13 protein-coding genes are annotated in these 18,488 nt (G+C 63.9%); 12 read left to right on the top strand and 1 reads right to left on the bottom strand.

All coding sequences use genetic code 11. The annotated features are described in order from the left end of the window. The first annotated feature begins 8 nt into the window (after positions 1–8). From OKW41_RS24430 to OKW41_RS24400, 7 genes are all read left to right on the top strand, one after another. A complete protein-coding gene (locus tag OKW41_RS24430; protein WP_429574213.1) occupies positions 9–3,104 on the top strand; it encodes an efflux RND transporter permease subunit in 3,096 nt (1,031 codons plus the stop codon). Positions 3,105–3,121: 17 nt separating this feature from the next. After that, the gene (locus OKW41_RS24425; RefSeq protein ID WP_429574212.1) at positions 3,122–4,618 is read left to right on the top strand and encodes an efflux transporter outer membrane subunit; all 1,497 of its coding nucleotides are present in this window, start codon (positions 3,122–3,124) and stop codon (positions 4,616–4,618) included. A 501-nt stretch (positions 4,619–5,119) separates the two neighbouring features. After that, complete coding sequence (locus OKW41_RS24420; RefSeq protein ID WP_429574211.1) at positions 5,120–6,046, top strand: ABC transporter substrate-binding protein; 927 nt, start codon at positions 5,120–5,122, stop codon at positions 6,044–6,046. Continuing rightward, positions 6,046–7,656: an amino acid ABC transporter permease/ATP-binding protein gene (locus tag OKW41_RS24415; RefSeq protein ID WP_429574210.1), complete on the top strand. Its 1,611-nt coding sequence runs from the start codon at positions 6,046–6,048 to the stop codon at positions 7,654–7,656. The genes OKW41_RS24420 and OKW41_RS24415 overlap by 1 nt, the downstream gene beginning before the upstream one ends. 64 nt (positions 7,657–7,720) lie before the next feature. Continuing rightward, positions 7,721–8,971 (top strand): acetamidase/formamidase family protein, encoded by a 1,251-nt coding sequence (locus OKW41_RS24410; RefSeq protein WP_429447574.1) that lies wholly within the window; start codon positions 7,721–7,723, stop codon positions 8,969–8,971. 269 nt (positions 8,972–9,240) lie between these two features. Then, on the top strand, positions 9,241–11,622 hold the full coding sequence (locus tag OKW41_RS24405) for an acetamidase/formamidase family protein (protein WP_429574209.1): 2,382 nt from the start codon (positions 9,241–9,243) through the stop codon (positions 11,620–11,622). Between the two features lie 82 nt (positions 11,623–11,704). Continuing rightward, a complete protein-coding gene (locus OKW41_RS24400; RefSeq protein WP_429574208.1) occupies positions 11,705–12,106 on the top strand; it encodes a RidA family protein in 402 nt (133 codons plus the stop codon). Positions 12,107–12,153: 47 nt separating this feature from the next. Here OKW41_RS24400 and OKW41_RS24395 read toward each other — a convergent pair whose 3' ends face one another. Beyond that, positions 12,154–12,918 carry a DeoR/GlpR family DNA-binding transcription regulator gene (locus tag OKW41_RS24395; protein WP_187632708.1) on the bottom strand — a complete coding sequence of 255 codons (765 nt, stop codon included), beginning with the start codon at positions 12,916–12,918 and terminating at the stop codon, positions 12,154–12,156. Between the two features lie 336 nt (positions 12,919–13,254). Here OKW41_RS24395 and OKW41_RS24390 point away from each other — a divergent pair, with 336 nt between their 5' ends. From OKW41_RS24390 to yqhD, 5 genes are all read left to right on the top strand, one after another. Further along, positions 13,255–14,247, top strand: a complete 993-nt coding sequence (locus OKW41_RS24390) for a 2-keto-3-deoxygluconate permease (RefSeq protein ID WP_026226515.1) — start codon at positions 13,255–13,257, stop codon at positions 14,245–14,247. Positions 14,248–14,249: 2 nt separating this feature from the next. Then, positions 14,250–15,584, top strand: coding sequence for a four-carbon acid sugar kinase family protein (locus tag OKW41_RS24385; protein ID WP_429574207.1), 1,335 nt, complete (start codon positions 14,250–14,252; stop codon positions 15,582–15,584). Next, positions 15,581–16,582 (top strand): 4-hydroxythreonine-4-phosphate dehydrogenase PdxA, encoded by a 1,002-nt coding sequence (gene pdxA, locus OKW41_RS24380; protein ID WP_429447580.1) that lies wholly within the window; start codon positions 15,581–15,583, stop codon positions 16,580–16,582. The genes OKW41_RS24385 and pdxA overlap by 4 nt, the downstream gene beginning before the upstream one ends. Positions 16,583–16,603: 21 nt before the next feature. Beyond that, complete coding sequence (locus tag OKW41_RS24375; protein WP_429574206.1) at positions 16,604–17,200, top strand: TetR/AcrR family transcriptional regulator; 597 nt, start codon at positions 16,604–16,606, stop codon at positions 17,198–17,200. Positions 17,201–17,306: 106 nt separating this feature from the next. Then, a complete protein-coding gene (gene yqhD / locus OKW41_RS24370; protein WP_429447582.1) occupies positions 17,307–18,461 on the top strand; it encodes an alcohol dehydrogenase in 1,155 nt (384 codons plus the stop codon). Positions 18,462–18,488 lie beyond the last annotated feature (27 nt).

Below are 18,488 nucleotides of genomic sequence, written 5' to 3'. Positions count from 1 at the left end.
CGCAGGCCATGATTACGAAGATTGTCGATGCGGCGCTGAAGAATCGCGCCATGGTACTGATCCTGGTCGCCGTACTGATCGCCTTTGGGCTCGTCAGCATGCAGCGACTGCCATTCGATGCGCAGCCCGATATCTCGCCGGTCCAGGTGCTCGTGACGACGCAAGCGCCGGGGCTCGCTCCGGTCGATATCGAACGCTCGATTACCGCGCCCGTCGAACTCGCCCTGCAAGGGTTGCCCGGCATGCAGGCGCTGCGCTCCATTTCCCGCTATGGCCTGTCGGTCATCTACGTGCGCTTTGCCGACGGCTCGAACATCTATCAGGATCGCAATCTGATCGGCGAGCGCCTGCAGACGGTGCAGCTTCCGCCCGGAACAAATCCGCCTCAGATGGGACCGCTGTCGGATGGCCTGAGCGAGATCTATCAATTTCAGGTGCGTGGCCACGGGCAATCCCTGATGACGCTGCGAACGCTGCTCGACTGGCAGATCGCGCCGAAATTCCGCGAAGTGCCGGGCGTGGTCGACGTCAACGTCAACGGCGGCGAACTGAAGACCTACGAAGTGCAGGTGGCGGACGACGCGCTCACGCGCTACGGCCTTTCGACCGCCGACATCTTCAATGCCGTGCAGATGAACAACGGCGCAACCGGCGGCGCGACCATCGAGCACAACGGCGGGGAGGCCATCATTCGCGGCGAAGGGCTGCTTCGCAACGCGACCGACATCGGCAACATCGTGTTGCGCACCGAGCCGGATGGCACGCCGCTTTATGTTCGCAATGTTGCGCGCGTCGTCGAGGCGCCGATGCCCCGGCTGGGCGCAGTCACGCGCGACGGCCAAGGCGAAGCCGTTGTCGGCGTCGTTCTGATGGGACTCGGGCAAAACACGCGTATCGTCGCGCAGCGGGTTCAGGACGCCGTCAAGGAAATCAACACGACGCTGCCGCCCGGCGTCGAAATCGCACCGTACTACAACCGCGCCGACCTGATGAACCGCGTGCTGCATACGGTTGCTCACAACATGGTCGAAGGCGCCGTGCTCGTGATTGCCGTGCTGCTGCTGTTGCTCGGCAATGTGCGCGCCGGCCTGATCGTCGCGCTGGCGATTCCTTTGTCGATGCTGGCCGCGGCGATCGCCATGTACAGCGCGGGCATGTCCGGCAATCTCATGAGCCTGGGTGCCATCGATTTCGGGCTGCTCGTCGACGGCGCGGTGGTCATGATCGAGAACATCGTACGGCGGCGCGCGGAAGCACCGGCGCGGCCCATGCAGGCGGTCGTGCTCGAGGCATCCCGGGAAGTGGCGCGGCCCGTCACGTTTGCGGTCCTGATCATTACCGCCGTCTATCTGCCGATTCTCAGCCTCCAGGGCGTCGAGGGAAAGATGTTCCGCCCGATGGCGTTGACGGTCGTGTTCGCGCTCCTCGCGTCGCTCGTGATCACGTTGACCGTGATGCCCGTTCTCGCGAGCTTTCTGCTGCGCGGCAAGGTGGCCGAACGCGAGAGCCGCATCATCGATTGGATGCGGCGGCGCTACGAGCCGGTGCTCACGCGCGCGGCGCATCGTCCCGCGCTGACTATCGGGCTTGCCGTGCTGCTGCTCGCGCTCGCGGGCGTTCTCGGCTCGCGCCTTGGTGCGGAATTCCTGCCGCGTCTGGAAGAAGGGGCGCTCACGGTCACGACCACGAAGCTGCCGGGCATTTCCGTGCCGTCGGCGGTCGAGTCACAGACGATGGTCGAGCGAACGCTGAAGCGCTTTCCCGAAGTTCAGTCGGCGGTCACGCTCGGGGGCAGTTCCGAGATTCCCACCGATCCGATGGGTGTCGAGCAAAGCGACACCTTCATCATGCTCAAGCCGCAATCGGAGTGGAAGACCGCGCAAACTCAGGAGGGACTGGTCGAAGCGTATTCGGATGCGCTCAATCGCGCGGTTCCCGGCCTCACGCTCGATTGGGCCCAGCCGATCCAGATGCGCATGGACGACATGCTGGCGGGCGTGCAGGCGGATGTAGCCGTGATGATTCACGGCAACGACCTCGACGCGTTGCACGATACCGCGCAGCGTATCGCGAGCGTGATCGCTCGCGTGCCGGGAGCCGCCGACGTGCAAGCGCAACAGACGGTCGGCCAGCCGTACTTGCGCATCATCGTCAACCGGGATGCGGTGGCGCGCTATGGCCTCAATGCGAGCCAGGTGCTCGACGTGGTGCAGGCGCTCGGAGGCCGTACCGTTGGCTCGATGTCGAATAACGATGGCCGCTTCGACATACGCGTTCGTCTGACGCCGCAAGACCGCACTGATGTGGCGCGAATCGGCGCGCTACGCGTGAGCAACGGCGCGGGCAAGGCCGTGCCGCTCGCCGAAGTCGCCGACATCCGGATGGAGCCCGGTCCTTCGACGATCGAGCGCGAACAGGGGCAGCGCGTGATCATGGTGCAGGCCAACGTGCGCGGCCGCGATCTCGCCGGATTCGTGCTCGCTGCGCAACATGCCGTGGCCACGCAGGTCAAGCTTCCGCCCGGGTACAGCCTGTCCTGGAACGGCAGCTTCAAGAATTTGCAGGAGGCGATGTCGCGGCTCTACGTGGTCGTGCCCGTCGCCCTGGCGGTGATCTTCGTCCTGCTTTATCTGATGTTCGACAGCGTGAGCCTGGCGGCACTCATCTTCTTCAACGTGCCGTTTGCGGCAATCGGCGGGATCCTGGCGCTCTGGACACGCGGCCTGCCGTTCAGCATTTCGGCCGCCGTCGGCTTCATCGCGCTGTTCGGCATTGCGGTGTTGAACGGGGTCGTGCTGGTCAGCTACATCGTCGAGAAGCGGGCGAGCGGCCTTGGCGCTCTCGAGGCGGCGCGGCAGGCTGCCTTGACACGGCTGCGTCCCGTGCTGATGACGGCGACTGTCGCGAGTCTGGGCTTCCTGCCTATGGCCTTTTCCACGAGTTCCGGCGCGGAAGTTCAACGGCCGCTCGCCACGGTGGTGATCGGTGGACTGGTGTCGGCCACGCTGCTGACCTTGCTGGTGCTGCCGTCCCTGTACCCGTGGTTCGACCGCCGCAAGCGCACGATGCCGCAAGAGCAGACCGTACCGGAATACGCAGAATGACACAGGGTGCTACTCACATGATCACCTTCAAACGTTCGTCCAGCCTGTTGATACCGTTGCTGCTCGCGGGTTGCGCGGTCGGTCCCAACTTCACGCAGCCTGCCGCACCGGCTGGAGCCGGCTATACGCAAGCGCCGTTGCCTTCGAGGACCGCGGCGGCGGCCGGCGCGGGTGGGCCGACGCAGGACTTCGTCGTCGGCGGCGATATACCCGGGCAATGGTGGACGCTGTTCCAGTCCCCGCAGCTGAACCAGCTGATCGATCGCGCGTTCAGGCGCAGCCCGACGATCGACGCCGCACACGCTGCGCTCACTAGCGCGCGCGAAAACATGCTGGCGCAGGAGGGGTCGTTCTTCCCCAGCATCGGTCTCGATGCGTCGGGCAGCAGGAACGGGACGCCGACTGCGAGCCTCGCACCGGTCGCGGCGAACAACCAGCGCATCTATTCACTCTACACGGGCGAGCTGACCGTTTCATATTCGCTCGACGCATTCGGCTTGAATCGCCGGACCGTCGAATCGGCGGCCGCGCAAGCCGAGAATCAGCGCTTCGAACTCGAAGCGGCCTATCTGACGTTGAGCAGCAACGTGGTGCTCGCGGCGATCGACGAAGCGGCCTTGCGCGGTCAGATTGCCGCGCAAGAGGAGATGATCAAGGCCGATACCGAACTCGCGGACATCGTCCGCCGCGAATACACGCTCGGCGAGGCCGCACAGGCCGATCTGTTGCAACAGCAGGCTGTGCTCGCCCAGGCGCAAGCGGCGTTGCCGCCGCTCGAAAAGCAACGGGCGCTGCAGCGCGATGCGCTGACTGCTCTGGTGGGAGGCTTTCCGAATGAAGACCTGGCGGTGCACTTCGATCTGGCGGACCTGCACCTGCCCGACAATCTTCCGGTGAGCTTGCCGTCCAGGCTCGTCGAGCAACGCCCGGATATTCGCGCCGCTGCCGCTGCTTTGCACGCGGCCTCCGCGCAAGTCGGCGTCGCCATCGCCAACCGGCTGCCGCAGATCTCACTGAGCGCCGCACTGGGCACCTCACCGAATGCTCTCGCCAACGCGTTCACGCCGTACAACCAGTTCTTCAACGTGGTCGGCAAGGTCGCGCAGCCCATCTTCCAGGGCGGGGCGCTGCTGCACCGCCAGCGCGCCGCTCAGGCGGTCTACGAGCAGGCCGGGGCTCAGTACCGCCTGACGGTCATCAACGCGTTCCAGAACGTTGCCGATGTCTTGCAGAGTGTGCAAGCCGATGCGAAGACGCTGGAAGCGTCCGTGGCCGCCGAACAGGCTGCATCGCGCAGCCTCGATATCGCTCGCCGGAAGCTGCAGACGGGGGAGATCGCTTACCTGTCCGTGCTGACGGCACAGCAAAGCTATGAAACGGCGCACGTCGCCGCGATCCAGGCGAGAGCTGCGAGGCTCGCGGACACGGCGGCGCTCTTTCAGGCCGTCGGCGGCGGTTGGTGGAACAGGTCGGACGCGCTGGTCTCGAGCGCGGCGCTAAAAGAAGCTCATTGAGTCGGACCACGCGACACATTCCTCATGATACGAACTCTCATTGGCCTGATCTTCGTCGCTCTGCTGAACGGCTGCGCCTATTCGTCGGCACAGGCTCACCGTGCGCCGCTTGCGCAAACTGCGACAACCCGGACTGTCGACTATGCGGGCCTGCCCTGCGGGAATCAGTATGTGCACGTCAAATCGCCGGCGTGCTACTTCCCGCGCGAAGCGCAAATACCTGCCACCACGCTGCAGGCGGGGACGGCGTCATCGCATTGAGTACGACGCATTGCGCCCGGCAGTCGAAGCGTCCAGCTTGCCGGGTGCGCTGCCAACTCGACTGGCCGTGCGACAGCATCGACCCGCTCGCGGCGCTGATGAACTGCTTCGCGCCCGTGCAAGCATTTGGGCGCGCTGGAACAAGTCCACGGAATTTCGTTCACCTACCCTTGGTCTCGTGCGATGCAACGAGGCTTACATAGGGTGGGCCTTTGACATCTGCCGTTCAGGAGTGTGGGGATGAACACAAGTATTGTCGGTCATGGACGTGGCATGCCGCGCGCAGGCGGTTTTGGCCGCCGCTGGCGCGAGCTGCTTCTCGGCGCTGCCAGTCTGCTGGCGCTGCTGATGTCGGGTCACGCTCAAGCCGCCGCGCCGGTGCCCGCCGAGTGCGCCGCGTTGCAGGCGAAATACCCGCAATTCAAGGGCAAGACGCTGATCAACGCGATCAACCCGCACACGCCGGGTTACGAAGCGCTGGACCCGAACGATCCGACGAAATACATCGGCTTCGACATCGATCTCGGCGAGGCGATCGGCAATTGCCTCGGCTTCAAGATGGCGTACAAGCCTGTCGCGTTCTCGGCGCTGCTGGCGACGCTGCAAAGCGGTCAGGCCGACATCGTGATCTCCGATATCTATGCGACCGAGGAGCGCGCGAAGGCGGCGGACTTCATCACCTATTCGAAAGTGTTCGACGGCGTGCTGGTTGCGAAGGGCAATCCGAAGAAAATCAGCGGCATCAACCAGACGATGTGCGGCACGACCGCTGCGGAGAACACCGGTTACGTCGAAGTGCCGCTGATCCAGAAGCTCGCACCGGCTTGCAAGGCGGCGAACAAGCCGGAAGCCGCCGTGCAGCTGTACGACAACAACGCGAACGCAATCCAGGCGATTCTCTCAGGCCGCGCCGATACGTACATCAACGACGTCAATACGGTGGACCAGGCGGTCAAGGCGTATCCGGGCCAGCTCGAAAAGGCCAATGCGGTGACACTGCCGTATTCGATCGGTATCGGCGTACCCAAAACGAATCCGACAATGCGCGCGGCGGTAATGGCGGCGCTCGTCGCCATCCAGAAGTCCGGCACCCAGACCGAGCTGCTGAAGAAGTGGTCGCTTGGTGCTGAAAATCTCGAAACTCCCAAGCTGATTGCCTCGAACTGATGAATTTGTTCCTGCACTATGTCGGCCTGCCGTATCTGTTAAGCGGCATCGGCTTCACCATCGCAGTCACGCTCCTCGGGCTGGCAGGCGGTCTGATCGTAGGACTGATGCTCGCGAGCATGCAATTGAGCAAGGTGGGGCCGCTTGCCGCCATTGCACGCGGCTACACGGTGATTTTTCGCGGAACGCCGCTGATCCTGCAACTCGTGTTCGCATACGACGCGCTGCCGCACATCGGTTTGAAGCTGAGCGCGATGGGCGCCGCGGGTCTCGCGCTTGCGGCGAACGAGGGGCCGTTCATCGCGGAAATCCTGCGCTCCGGGGTGCTCGGCGTGGACCGTGGGCAAGTTCTTGCGGCGCAGGCGCTCGGCATGACGCCGACCGTGTTGCTGCGCCGTGTGATCGCGCCGCAGGCGATCCGCACCATGGTGCCGGCGCTCGGCAACGAATCGGTCAGCGCGTTGAAGAACTCGTCGCTGGCCTCCGTGATCGCGGTCGACGAACTGACCTTGCGCAGCACGCAACTCGCGTCGTCGACGTTTGATTTCTTCTCGATCTTCTTTGCGTCCGGGCTGATGTATCTCGTGCTGACCGGCTTGATTGCCGCGATCCAGCTATTCGCCGAAACCGCGCTCGATCTCGATCGCAGTCCGTCCGGACGCTTTGCGCGACTGCTGCCGTGGCGCCGGGCCGCGCTCGCCGCGGAGCCCTCCGCCGCAAGCGCGACGCTATCCGTCGGTGCGCAGCTCGACGCCCCGCCCCTGCCGGTTGCGCGCAAGGCCCATGCGGAGCGCGCAAGCCGCTACGAGCTATTGCAGACGCAGAAAGCGGCGGTGCAGGTGAAAGGGCTGAGCAAGCGTTACGGCAAGCAGACGGTGCTCGACGGCTTCGACCTCACTGTCCGCTTCGGCGAGGTCATTGCGCTGCTCGGGCCGAGCGGATCGGGCAAAAGCACGTTGCTGCGCTGTATCAATCACCTGGAGCAGTGGGATGCCGGCGAAATCCGGATCGGCGGCAAGCGCATCGGTTTTCGGGTCGACGGTCAGCCAATGACACAGGGCGACCTCGCCAACGAGCGAGCGAGTGCCGGCGTCGGTATGGTGTTCCAGCATTTCAATCTATTCAGCCATCTGACGGCGTGCGAGAACATCGCCGGGCCGCTGCGCTGGGTGCACGGGATGCCACCGGCCGACGCCGAGCGCCGCGCGCGCGAACTGCTCGAACGCGTCGGCCTCAGTCATCGCGCGGATGCGTTGCCGCGACATCTGTCGGGCGGCCAGCAGCAGCGCGTCGCGATTGCCCGCGCGCTGGCGCCGAATCCTCGCGTGCTGCTGCTCGACGAACCGACCTCCGCGCTCGACCCCGAACTCGTCGGCGAGGTACTCGACGTGATTCAGCGGCTCGTGGACGAAGGCGGCCTGACCATGATCATCTCCACGCACCAGTTGCGCTTTGCCGATCAGGTCGCCGATCGCGTCGTGTTCATGAGCGGCGGCGCGGTGGTCGAGCAGGGACCCACGCATGAAGTGCTCACCCAGCCGCGCCATCCATTGACAGCTCGATTCCTGAGCGTGATGGGCGCGGACGACCGGCTCGAAGTCGCGTCTTGACGGCGCGCGCCATTCAGCATCGCCCGGCCGTTCGTGCCGGGCGTCTTACAAGGTTCGAACAGACATGAAGCACCATACACTCCCGGTTTCGCCTGAAACGGTTCATTGGGGTTACTTCAGCAAGCAGGTCGCGCCCGCGTTGACGCTGCGTTCCGGCGACCGGGTCACCATCGAGACGCTGACCCACCATGCGAACGATGACCACGAACGGATGGTCGCGGGCGACCCAGGCGCCGAAAGCATCTTCCACTGGACTCGCGAGCACAAGGCCATGCCGCGCCGGGGCGCGGGGCCAACCGATGGACCGTTTACGCTCGGCTCGGGCGAAGGTGTCGGCGTGCATCTGCTGACCGGGCCGGTCGCGATTGAAGGGGCCGAGCCGGGTGACGTGCTCGAAGTGCGAATCCTCGACGTGCGCCCGCGGCCGAGCTGCAATGCGTGCTATCGCGGCCGTTGTTTCGGTTCGAATGTCGCCGCATCGTGGGGCTTTCATTACCACGATCTCATCGAGGAGCCGAAGCCCCGTGAAGTCGTGACGATCTTCGAGCTCGATACCTCGGGCGAGCCATTTGCGCGTGCGGTCTACAACTACGTGTGGACGCCGCAAACCGACCCGGACGGCGTGGTCCACGCGATGATCGATTACCCGGGCGTCAAGGTCGACCCTACGCTGGTGAACAAACGCGAGAACATCCTGCCGAACGTGAAGGTGCCGGCCAGGCTGCATTTCGGCACGATGGGGCTCGCGCCGGCGGAACTCGACTATGTCAGCTCGATTCCGCCCAGCTACACCGGCGGCAATATCGACGATTGGCGCGTCGGAAAAGGTGCGCGGATGTATTACCCGGTCGCGATCGAAGGCGCATTCTTTTCTGTCGGCGATCCTCATGCGGCGCAGGGTGACAGTGAACTTGGCGGTACGGCGATCGAAACCTCGCTCACCGGCGACTTCGAGTTCGTGCTGCACAAGAAGAATGACCTCGGCGGCACGATTCTCGAAGGCCTCACGCACCCGATGCTGGAAACCGACGATCAATGGTCGGTGTACGGATTCACTTTCGCCAACTACCTGGCGGAACTCGGCCCGGCCGGACAGACCGAGGTGGCACAGCACGCGAGCCTCGACAAGGCAATGCGCGACGCGTTCCGCAAGCTGCGCCGTTTCCTGATGACCGTGCACAGGCTAAGCGAGGATGAGGCCATTGCGCTGATGTCGGTCGCCGCGGATTTCGGCGTCACACAAGTGGTCGACGGCAATTGGGGTGTGCATGGATCAATTCGCAAGAACGTCTTTGTCGGCGGCGCTGGCCGCTGAGAGGTCCCGCTCGGGCCGCAAGGATTCGCCGCGCGTGTGCGCGGGCGTCCCGGATGCGTCAGGTCGGTGCACAGGGGCGTTGCTGGTGCCTGCGCGCGCAATCGTCGTGTCGGGCGTGCACCGGCGTTCGGGGCGCCGCGCCCTTGCGATGCCCCCGACCCGAGTTGGTGCGGTTATTGCTTTTTTGGGCGGCCCGTACCGCTCGTCGAATCTGTCCTCGGGTAGCGGGCATTGGGCTCGTGCGACGGGCGTCTGTTCTGGAGTCAACGTTGGATTTGCTGCGCTTTACTACCGAGTCCTATTCGGAGGCCGAACGGCTTCGCGCGTGGCTTAAAGCGCTTGACACGATGGGGTGGCGTAGCGGTGCGATTGCTTCTGTGCGGGCGTTGCGTGGCACGATCGTCACGCAGCGGTCGCCCGGCGGTTTCGATCTAGGCCTGCTGGCGTCGGTGGCGCAGACGCTCGAACCAAATGCTGCCGGTGGCGACGGCGTGCTGATTGTGCTGCACCTTGACGGTGTGGCGACGCTGCAGGCCAACAGCGGACGTCAGCCTCTGGCAGTGAACGACCTGGTCTTTCTGCCGTCGGGCGAAGGCGCCTCGCTGCTCTTCGCGACCGATTTCCGCGCTTTTGTCGCGCGTGTACCGCGCTCGGCGATCAGGGGGCGGCTGTTTGCATCGTCGATGAACGCCGGCCGGATCGCCGGAGATGTCGGTGTCGGGCATGTGTTTTCCGGTTTTCTTGCGTCGCTTGCGGAAGGCGTGGAGACGTTGTCCGCCAACGACCTGCGTCCGCTTGAGCTCGCACTGGTCGAGTTTCTGGTGGCGATTCTGTCCGTGCAACAGCGCGAAACGCCGATTAGCGGACTGACATCGTCACAGGCGGCCATCTTCTCGCGCGTGTGCCGCAGTATCGATGCGCAACTGGGCGACCCCAACATCAGTCTCACGCGTCTCGCCGCAGAGGAGCGCGTCTCGCAGCGCTACCTTCAAAAGCTGTTCGAAACTGCCGGCCAGAGCTTCTCCACGTATTTGCGGCTCAGCCGCCTTGAACGCTGCAGGGCCGAACTCGTCGATCCGCTCCACGAAAAGACGTCGATTTCGGATATCTGTTTTCGTTGGGGCTTCAACGATCCTGCGCATTTCAGCCGTGCGTTTCGCGAGCAGTACAAGACGTCGCCGCGCGCCTTCCGTCATGAAGCGAGCCTCGATTTGGCCCGACATGTGGTGCAGCGCATTTCGCGCGGATTGCCGCTCAACACGGATGCGCTGCTGGTTCCCGCGCAAACCGCGGCGCGGGACGCAACGCTCGACGCTGCCGGTGCGATCGTAGCCAGTCGCCCTGTCGACACGCGAACCGGCTCGAGGCAGGCAATCAGCAGCCGGTCCGGCAAGCCGCGCCACCATCTGTTGCGTGCAACGGCCAACACGGTACATTGGGGCTATTTCTCACACGACCTGAAGCCGGTGCTCGAAGTCGACAGCGGCGATAGCGTGACGATCGAGACACTGACGCAGCATGCGTCGGACGACTGGGCGCGTATGGTGGCCGGCGATCCAGGCGCTGAAAGCGTGTTCCACTGGACCGCCGAGCGCAAAAACGTGAACCGGCGCGGCGCCGGACCGATCGACGCATCGATCTACGGTCGAGGCGCAGGCGAAGGGTTTGGGGTGCATATCTGCACCGGCCCGATTGCGGTACGTGGCGCCGAGCCGGGCGACATATTGGAAGTCAGGATCCTCGAGGTGCATCCGCGGCGCTGCGCGAATCCGCAATTCAGCGGGCGGGCGTTCGGCAGCAATGCGGCCGCGTGGTGGGGTTTCCATTACCGTGAATTGTTGACCGAGCCTAAACCGCGCGAAGTCGTCACGATTTACGAACTCGACGCAGAGCCCCGGCCGGACCAGGGCACGCCCTTTGCGCGCGCGGTCTACAACTACCGCTGGACGCCGCAATGCGATCCGTTCGGTGTCGTGCATCCGACCATCGACTATCCGGGCGTTCCGGTCGATCATTCCACCGTTGAGGAAAATTATGGAATTCTCAATGGTGTCAAGATTCCGGTGCGCCCGCATTTCGGTCTGATCGCGGTCGCGCCGCAACAGGACGGTCTCATTGACTCGATTCCGCCGTCCGCGTTCGGCGGCAACCTGGACAACTGGCGCGTCGCACAGGGTGCGAGCGTCTATCTGCCGGTGGGTGTTCCCGGCGCATTGCTGTCGGTCGGGGATCCGCACGCATCGCAGGGCGATTCCGAGCTATGTGGGACGGCGATCGAATGCTCGCTGACGGGCGAGTTCCAACTGGTGTTGCACAAGAGAGCAACTCTGGCCGGCCAACCGTATGCGGATCTCACGTATCCGCTCGTCGAAACCGCCGACGAGTGGGTGCTGCATGGATTCAGTCATGCCAACTATCTGGCTGAATTCGGCACGCACGCGCAGAGCAAGGTCTACGAGAAGTCGACGCTGGATCTCGCGATGCGTGACGCGTTCATCAAGACACGCCGCTTTCTGATGACGACCAAGGGCCTTACCGAAGACGAAGCAATCTCGTTGATGTCGGTCGCAGTCGACTTTGGTGTGACACGGGTCGTCGACGGCAACTGGGGCGTGCACGCGATCATCCGCAAGGCCTTGTTCGCCGAATAAATCATCTTGTCGTGCGTGCCCGATCGGTCTGCCGAAGCGGTGCCCGCACGATGCTTTCCTTGTTTCCACGGAGTTGTCGCAGATGGATGTATCTACAAAATTCTGGATGGTCGAGGGCGGCCCGACACCGGTAGGCCCTTTCTCCCATGCAACCGAGCACGACGGCTGGGTGTTTCTCACCGGCCAGATGCCGACGTCGCCGGAGGACGACAACGCACCGCTTCCCGAAGGCGTGGCCGCCCAGACGACACGAGTGATGGACAATCTGATACTGGTGTTGAAAGGGATGGGTCTGGGCCTCGAACATGTCCTTTCGGCGCGGATTTTCCTGACCGAATTCAAACGGGATTACGCGACGATGAACGCGGTCTATGCAGCTTATTTTCCGGCCGGGAGATTGCCGGCGCGGACCTGTATCGGCGTAACCGGATTGGCGCGTGACGCGCTCGTCGAAATTGACTTCATTGCTCGCAGGCCGGGTTGAACAGCGACTCGATGCAGCCGTTATACCTGGTAGTCAATGTGCCCATGCTACCGAGCCGTCTCGACGGTCACCTCGCCGTGCAACAGGAATGAGGTCATCTCAGGTGCGTCGCGACGGGCATCGGTCACGAGCGTCCACTCGCGTTCGAGCGGTGTCCAGTGTTGCTGGCTTGCGCGGTCCAGTTTGTGCGAGGTGACCAGCACGAAAAGTTGGGCAGCCTGCCTGATGACGCATTCCTTAAGGTAGGCCTGCTCCGCTGACGCCTCGCAGAGGCCTCGGTCAGCCACCACGCCGTCCGCGCCGAGAAATGCCTTGTCGACCGACAGGCGGCTCAAGGCAAGCTGCGCAAGCGGGCCAAGCGTGCTCATGCTGGTGGGACGCAGATCGCCGCCGATCAGCGTGACGGGCACTTCGCTCGCAGCGAGCGTGTTGACGGCCAACAGATTGTTGGTCACAACGCGAACCTCGCGACGGCCGGCGAGCAAACGTGCCATTGCCGCGGTGGTGGTGCCGCCGTCGAGAAAGATGGCGTCGCCATCCTGCACATGGCTCACGGCCACGCGCGCGATGGCCTCCTTTTGCTCGCGAAAACTCTCGCGGCGGCTATCGAGCGATTCCTCGGGTTCGTGAATACCGAGCGAAGCGGCCGCGCCTCCGTAGGTGCGCACGATGCGCCGTTCGTCGGCGAGCGCGCGCAGGTCGCGGCGGACCGTCGCCTCGGACATGCCGAAGTGCTCGCACAACGCGCTGACATCGGTCATGCCGGAGAGGACGGCCTGCAGCATTGCCTCGCGGCGGTTCGTAACTTTCATGGTGATGATTTGCCTGGGTGGTGCGCCGTGTAAAGGCGTCGAATCGCGTAAGTGTAATCAAACGGGCTGGCGGGGCAATGGGGCGGGGGCAGGCAGGTGTGCGCCGCGCGAATGTGCCCCGCCCGCGGCTGCAGGCCTGCCGCGTCAAATTGACTGAATTGATTGAATCGATCAATTCAGCCGGGAAGCCGATCGCCCCATCATTTTCAAAATGCCGGCTGCAAAAAGGGCTATTCGAGAAATATTTGCGCGAAGCGGAGGGCGGGCGTACACTCATAAATGATTGAATCGATCATTAAAGTGATCATATCGATCACAAACAACCGTGAGACAACTATGGCCCAACTACCCATCAAGCGCGCAATCGAACGCGTACCCGGCGGAATGATGATCGTCCCGCTCCTGCTCGGCGCAGTCATCGCCACCTTTCTGCCGGGCATGCCGAAATTCTTCGGCTCCTTCACGAATGCGCTGTTTACGGGTGCGTTGCCTATCCTTGCTGTGTTCTACGTGTGCATGGGTTCGTCCATCGATATCAAGGCGACGCCCTATCTGCTGAAGAAGGGCGGCGCGCTGTTTGCCGCGAAGGTGGGGACGGCGATTGTCGTCGGTTTCGTGCTGGGCCATTTTCTTGGCGAGATGCCCGTCTCCTCCGGACTGTTCGCCGGCATGTCGACGCTCGCGGTGGTCGCCGCGATGAACGACACCAACGGCGGCCTCTACATGGCGTTGATGGGGCAATATGGCAAATCTGAAGACGTCGGCGCGTACACGATCATGTCGCTCGAATCCGGCCCGTTCCTCACCATGGTCACGCTCGGCGTGGCCGGGCTTTCGGCGTTTCCCTGGCAGACGCTGGTCGGCAGCGTCCTGCCGCTGGCGGCCGGCATGCTGCTGGGCAATCTCGACCGGGAAATGCGCGCCTTTCTTGGCCGCGCCGTGCCGGTCATGATTCCGTTCTTCGCGTTGGCGCTCGGTGCGAGCCTCGACCTGCACAAGGTATGGCAAGCGGGCCTGCTGGGCATCGGCCTCGGCATTGCCGTGGTGATCGTCACGGGCATTCCCCTTTACCTGACCGATCGGCTGACGGGCGGCACGGGTGTCGCTGGGGTGGCGGCCGCCAACACGGCGGGCAACGGCGCGGCGGTGCCGGCGCTGATCGCCGCGGCCAATCCGGTCTACGCTGAAGCCGCCAAAAGCGCGACGCTGCTGGTTGCCGCGTGCGTGGTCGTGACGGCCATCGTCTCGCCCATACTCACCGCGGCTGTCGCAAAGCGTGTCGCCACGCGCACGGAAGCGAGAGACTCGACCGTTGGAGCGACACGTTGAGCATGACTAAACTTGTAATCGTCGCCGACGACCTGTCCGGCGCCGCCGATTGCGCGATTGCCTTTGCCGCCGCTGGTCTGCGCACGGCGGTGAGCCTCACGGCGGCGCAGGCGACGCTGCACGCCGAAGTGATCGCGGTGGATACTGACACGCGCCGTATGTCGCCCGCTGACGCGGCACGTTGCACGGGCGCGGCGTGGCAGGTATACGGCGCGCCGGCCTGCCGGTTGTACAAAAAAATCGATTCCACCTTGCGCGGCAACTGGGCCGCCGAAGTCGCCGGCTTGCAGCCGCTCGCGGGGCTCGCCATTGTCGCGCCGGCTTACCCGGCAACCGGGCGTACTGTGTGTGACGGCCGGGTCTTCGTGCACGGCATTCCGCTCGAAGAGACCGAAACCTGGCAGCTCGAACACGCTGAACGTTCTGCCGATCTCGCGACGATGCTGGAGTCCGCGGGCCTCACCACGGCGCTGTTGAGGGTCGCGGCACTGCGCGGCGATCGGCAGGCATTGCGCGAGACCATCGGCACAATGATGCGCGGCGGCACGCAGGCGCTGGTCGTCGATGCGCAAACCGATGCGGACCTCAGGGCGCTCGCCGAGGCCACGGCGTCGCTGGACGGCGCGTTCTTCTGGGTCGGCTCCGGCGGACTGGCTCGCGAGCTGGCTTTGGTGAGCGGCCAGTCCGCGCCCGCGCCGGACCAAAACGCGGCGCCGTCGCAGATGTACCGGCAGGACGGCGCGGTGCTGATTCTGGTCGGCAGCCTCTCGGCGGTCTCGGAGCAGCAATGCGCGATGCTGCGCGAGCGTGCGGGCATCGCCGAGATCGTGGTGCCGCCCGTCTTGCTGCGAGACGCCGAGCAGCATCCGCAATGGCCGGGCTGGCAGGCCCGCGTGGCCGCTCACCTTGGCGAACGCACCGATCTGCTGCTGCGAATCGGGCGCGACGAAGCGTTCAATCCGGCCGAAGGTGCGCATCTGTCGAAGGCGCTGGCGGCGCTCGTTGCGCCATCGTTTGCGCATCTCAGCGGACTGATCGCCACCGGCGGCGAAACTGCGCGCGCGATGCTGAGCGCGGTCGGTATCGCCAGTTTGCAATTACTGTCGGAGATCGAGCCAGGCGTCGCGGTAGCGCGTCCGCATGGCCGCGAGCACCTCAGGATTGTCACCAAGGCTGGCGCATTCGGCAGCGCGCATGCGCTGTACGGCGCTTACCTTCATCTGAGGAGCGCGACCGACTCCGCGCGCGGCGGGCCAGAAGTCAGCAGCCCGGCCGGCCCCTCCACACCCTCAACGGCTAGCAACACGAGCCCACGGAATTCAGCCAAAACACTATGAGCAACTACCTTCCTGTCATCGGCATCACGATGGGCGACGCAGCCGGCGTGGGTCCCGAGATCGTGGTCAAGAGCCTGACGCACGAGTCGGTCTATCAGCAGTGCCGCCCGCTTGTCATCGGCGATGCGGCACGCCTCGAACGCGCGAATGAGATTCTCGGCGGTAGCGCCACGGTGCGTCGTATCGAGAACGCGTCGGAGGCCCGCTATGAGTCGGGGACCATCGAGTGTATCGACCTCGCGCTGATTCCCGTCGACCTGCCATTTGGCAAGCTGTCGGCACTCGCAGGCGACGCCGCCTACCGCTACATTGCGCGCGCGGTCGAGCTGGCAAAAGCCGGCGAGATCGACGCGATCTGCACGGCGCCCTTGAACAAGGAGGCGCTTCACGCAGGCGGTCACAAGTATCCTGGCCACACCGAGATGCTCGCATATCTCACCGGCATCGACGAAGTCTCGATGATGCTCGTCGCGCCTAAATTGCGCGTGATTCACGTGACCACGCACATTGGCATCATCGATGCGATTCGCAAGATCGAGCCGGGCCTCGTGCAGCGCACGATCGAACGCGGTCACGCGACGCTCGTGAAGGCCGGCATCGCCAATCCGCGCATCGCCGTGTGCGGCATCAATCCGCATGCGGGCGAGAACGGCCTGTTCGGTTACGGCGAGGAAGAAGAAAAGATCGTTCCCGCGGTGCAGCGTCTTCGCGAGCGAGGCTGGGACATTGAAGGTCCGTTGCCTGCCGACACGCTTTTCTTCCGCGCCGGACGCGGCGATTTCGACCTGGTGGTCGCGATGTATCACGATCAGGGTCACGGTCCGGTCAAAGTTCTTGGGCTGGAGGCGGGCGTCAATGTGACGGTCGGTCTGGATGTGATCCGCACCTCGGTCGATCACGGCACGGCGTTCGACATCGCCGGCAAGGGCATTGCCGATGAGCGCAGTCTCCTCGAAGCCTTGCGTCAGGGCGCCGAGCTCGCCACGCGGCGAGCCTGAAGCGCGGCGATGGGAGCACCTTTGCGCAGAACCGCGGACTTTCACCAGAAGCTGCTGGAGGCCGGCGTCGCGCTGTTTGCCGAAACCGGTTATCACGGCACCGGCGTGAAGGACATCGTTGCGCGCGCCGGCGTGCCCAAGGGTTCGTTCTACAACTACTTCGACAGCAAGGAAGCGTTTGGCGCGGCGATCCTGCGTCACTACGCGGACGAGCAGGCGGCAGAGTGGCAGCAGTATTCGATCGAAGTGGATGCGCCTGATCCGCTGCTCGCGCTACGCGGCATGTACGAGCGCATGGTGGCCGACTACGAGGCTTGTGAAGATCGTTGCGGATGCCTGTTAGGCAATTTTGCCGGCGAGATCGCGCAGTCGAGCGATCTGTGCCGTCGTGCGGCGCGCCTGACGGTCGACGAATGGCGCATGCGTTGTGCGGAGTACCTGCGCCGAGGACAGGAGTTCGGTTCGGTGCGCCGCGATCTTCCGGCTGAAGCAATGGCAGACCTTTTCTGGAACATGTGGGAAGGCAGCCTGTTGCGGATGAAGCTGGAGGACTCGGTCGAACCTTTGAAGGCCTGTGTGCATTCGATGTTCGATCTGTTTTTCAAGTCCCGGCAATAACAGTAAGCGAGGTCGGCGCGCCGGGCGGCGCGCAGTCGCTCTGCGGTGCGCGGTTTGTCCGCAGTTGAGACGACCGGTCATATCAATGCAGGAAAGCAAGGTCCCCATGCAAAACTTCATCTTCCACAATCCAACTCGCATTCTGTTCGGCGAAGGCCAGATCGCCGCACTCGACACCGAGGTCCCGACCAACGCGCGCGTGATGATCACGTGCGGCGGCGGCAGCATCAAGAGCAATGGCGTGCTCGCGCAAGTACAGGCAGCGCTCGGCGAGCGCCCCTATTTCGTGTTCAGCGGCATCGAGCCCAATCCCACCTATGAAACCTTGATGCAGGCGGTCGAGTTGGCACGTGAGCGCGACCTCGACTTTCTGCTCGCAGTCGGCGGCGGCTCGGTGATCGACGGCACGAAGTTCATCGCGGCCGCACTGAAGTTCGACGGCGAGCCGTGGGACATCCTCGCGAAACAGGTTGAAGTGCGCGACGCGATGCCGTTCGGCAGTGTGTTGACGTTGCCGGCCACGGGTTCCGAAATGAACAACGGCGGCGTGATCAGCCATCGCGCGAAAGGCGACAAGCTGCCGTTTCGCAGCGATGCAACCTATCCGCGATTTTCCGTGCTCGATCCGGTCACGACCTACTCGCTGCCGCCGCGGCAGATCGCCAACGGCGTCGTCGACGCATTCGTTCATGTCGTCGAGCAGTACCTGACCTACCCGGTCGATGCGAAAGTGCAGGACCGCTTTGCTGAAGGGCTGTTGATCACGTTGACCGAAGTGGGCCCGCAGGCGCTTGCCGAGCCGCACAACTATGCCGTGCGCGCCAACCTCATGTGGACCGCGACGCTCGCGCTCAACGGCCTGATCGGCGCAGGCGTGCCGCAGGACTGGGCGACTCACATGCTCGGCCACGAAATCACCGCGCTGCATGGGCTCGACCATGCGCAGACGCTCGCGATTGTGCTGCCGGCCATGCTGAGCGTGCGACGGCAACAGAAGCACGCCAAGCTGCTGCAATACGCGGAGCGCGTCTGGAACATTACCGAGGGTAGCGAGGACGAGCGCATCAGCGCGGCGATCACGGCAACCCGCGTGTTCTTCGAGCGCATGTCGCTCGGGACCCGGTTGCGCGACTATCAGATTGACGGCAGCTCCATCGGCACGTTGATCAATAAACTTGAAGAGCACGGGATGACGGCGTTGGGCGAGCACGGCAACGTGACGCTCGAAGTCAGCCGCCAGGTCTATCAACTTGCAGTCTGAGCGATCCCGTATCCGCTTGGCTGTTCA

It is taken from the genome of Paraburkholderia sp. UCT70 (genome assembly GCF_050434085.1).
GTDB classification, from domain to species: Bacteria; Pseudomonadota; Gammaproteobacteria; order Burkholderiales; family Burkholderiaceae; genus Paraburkholderia; species Paraburkholderia tuberum.
This window is presented reverse-complemented; position numbering and strand designations above follow the sequence as displayed.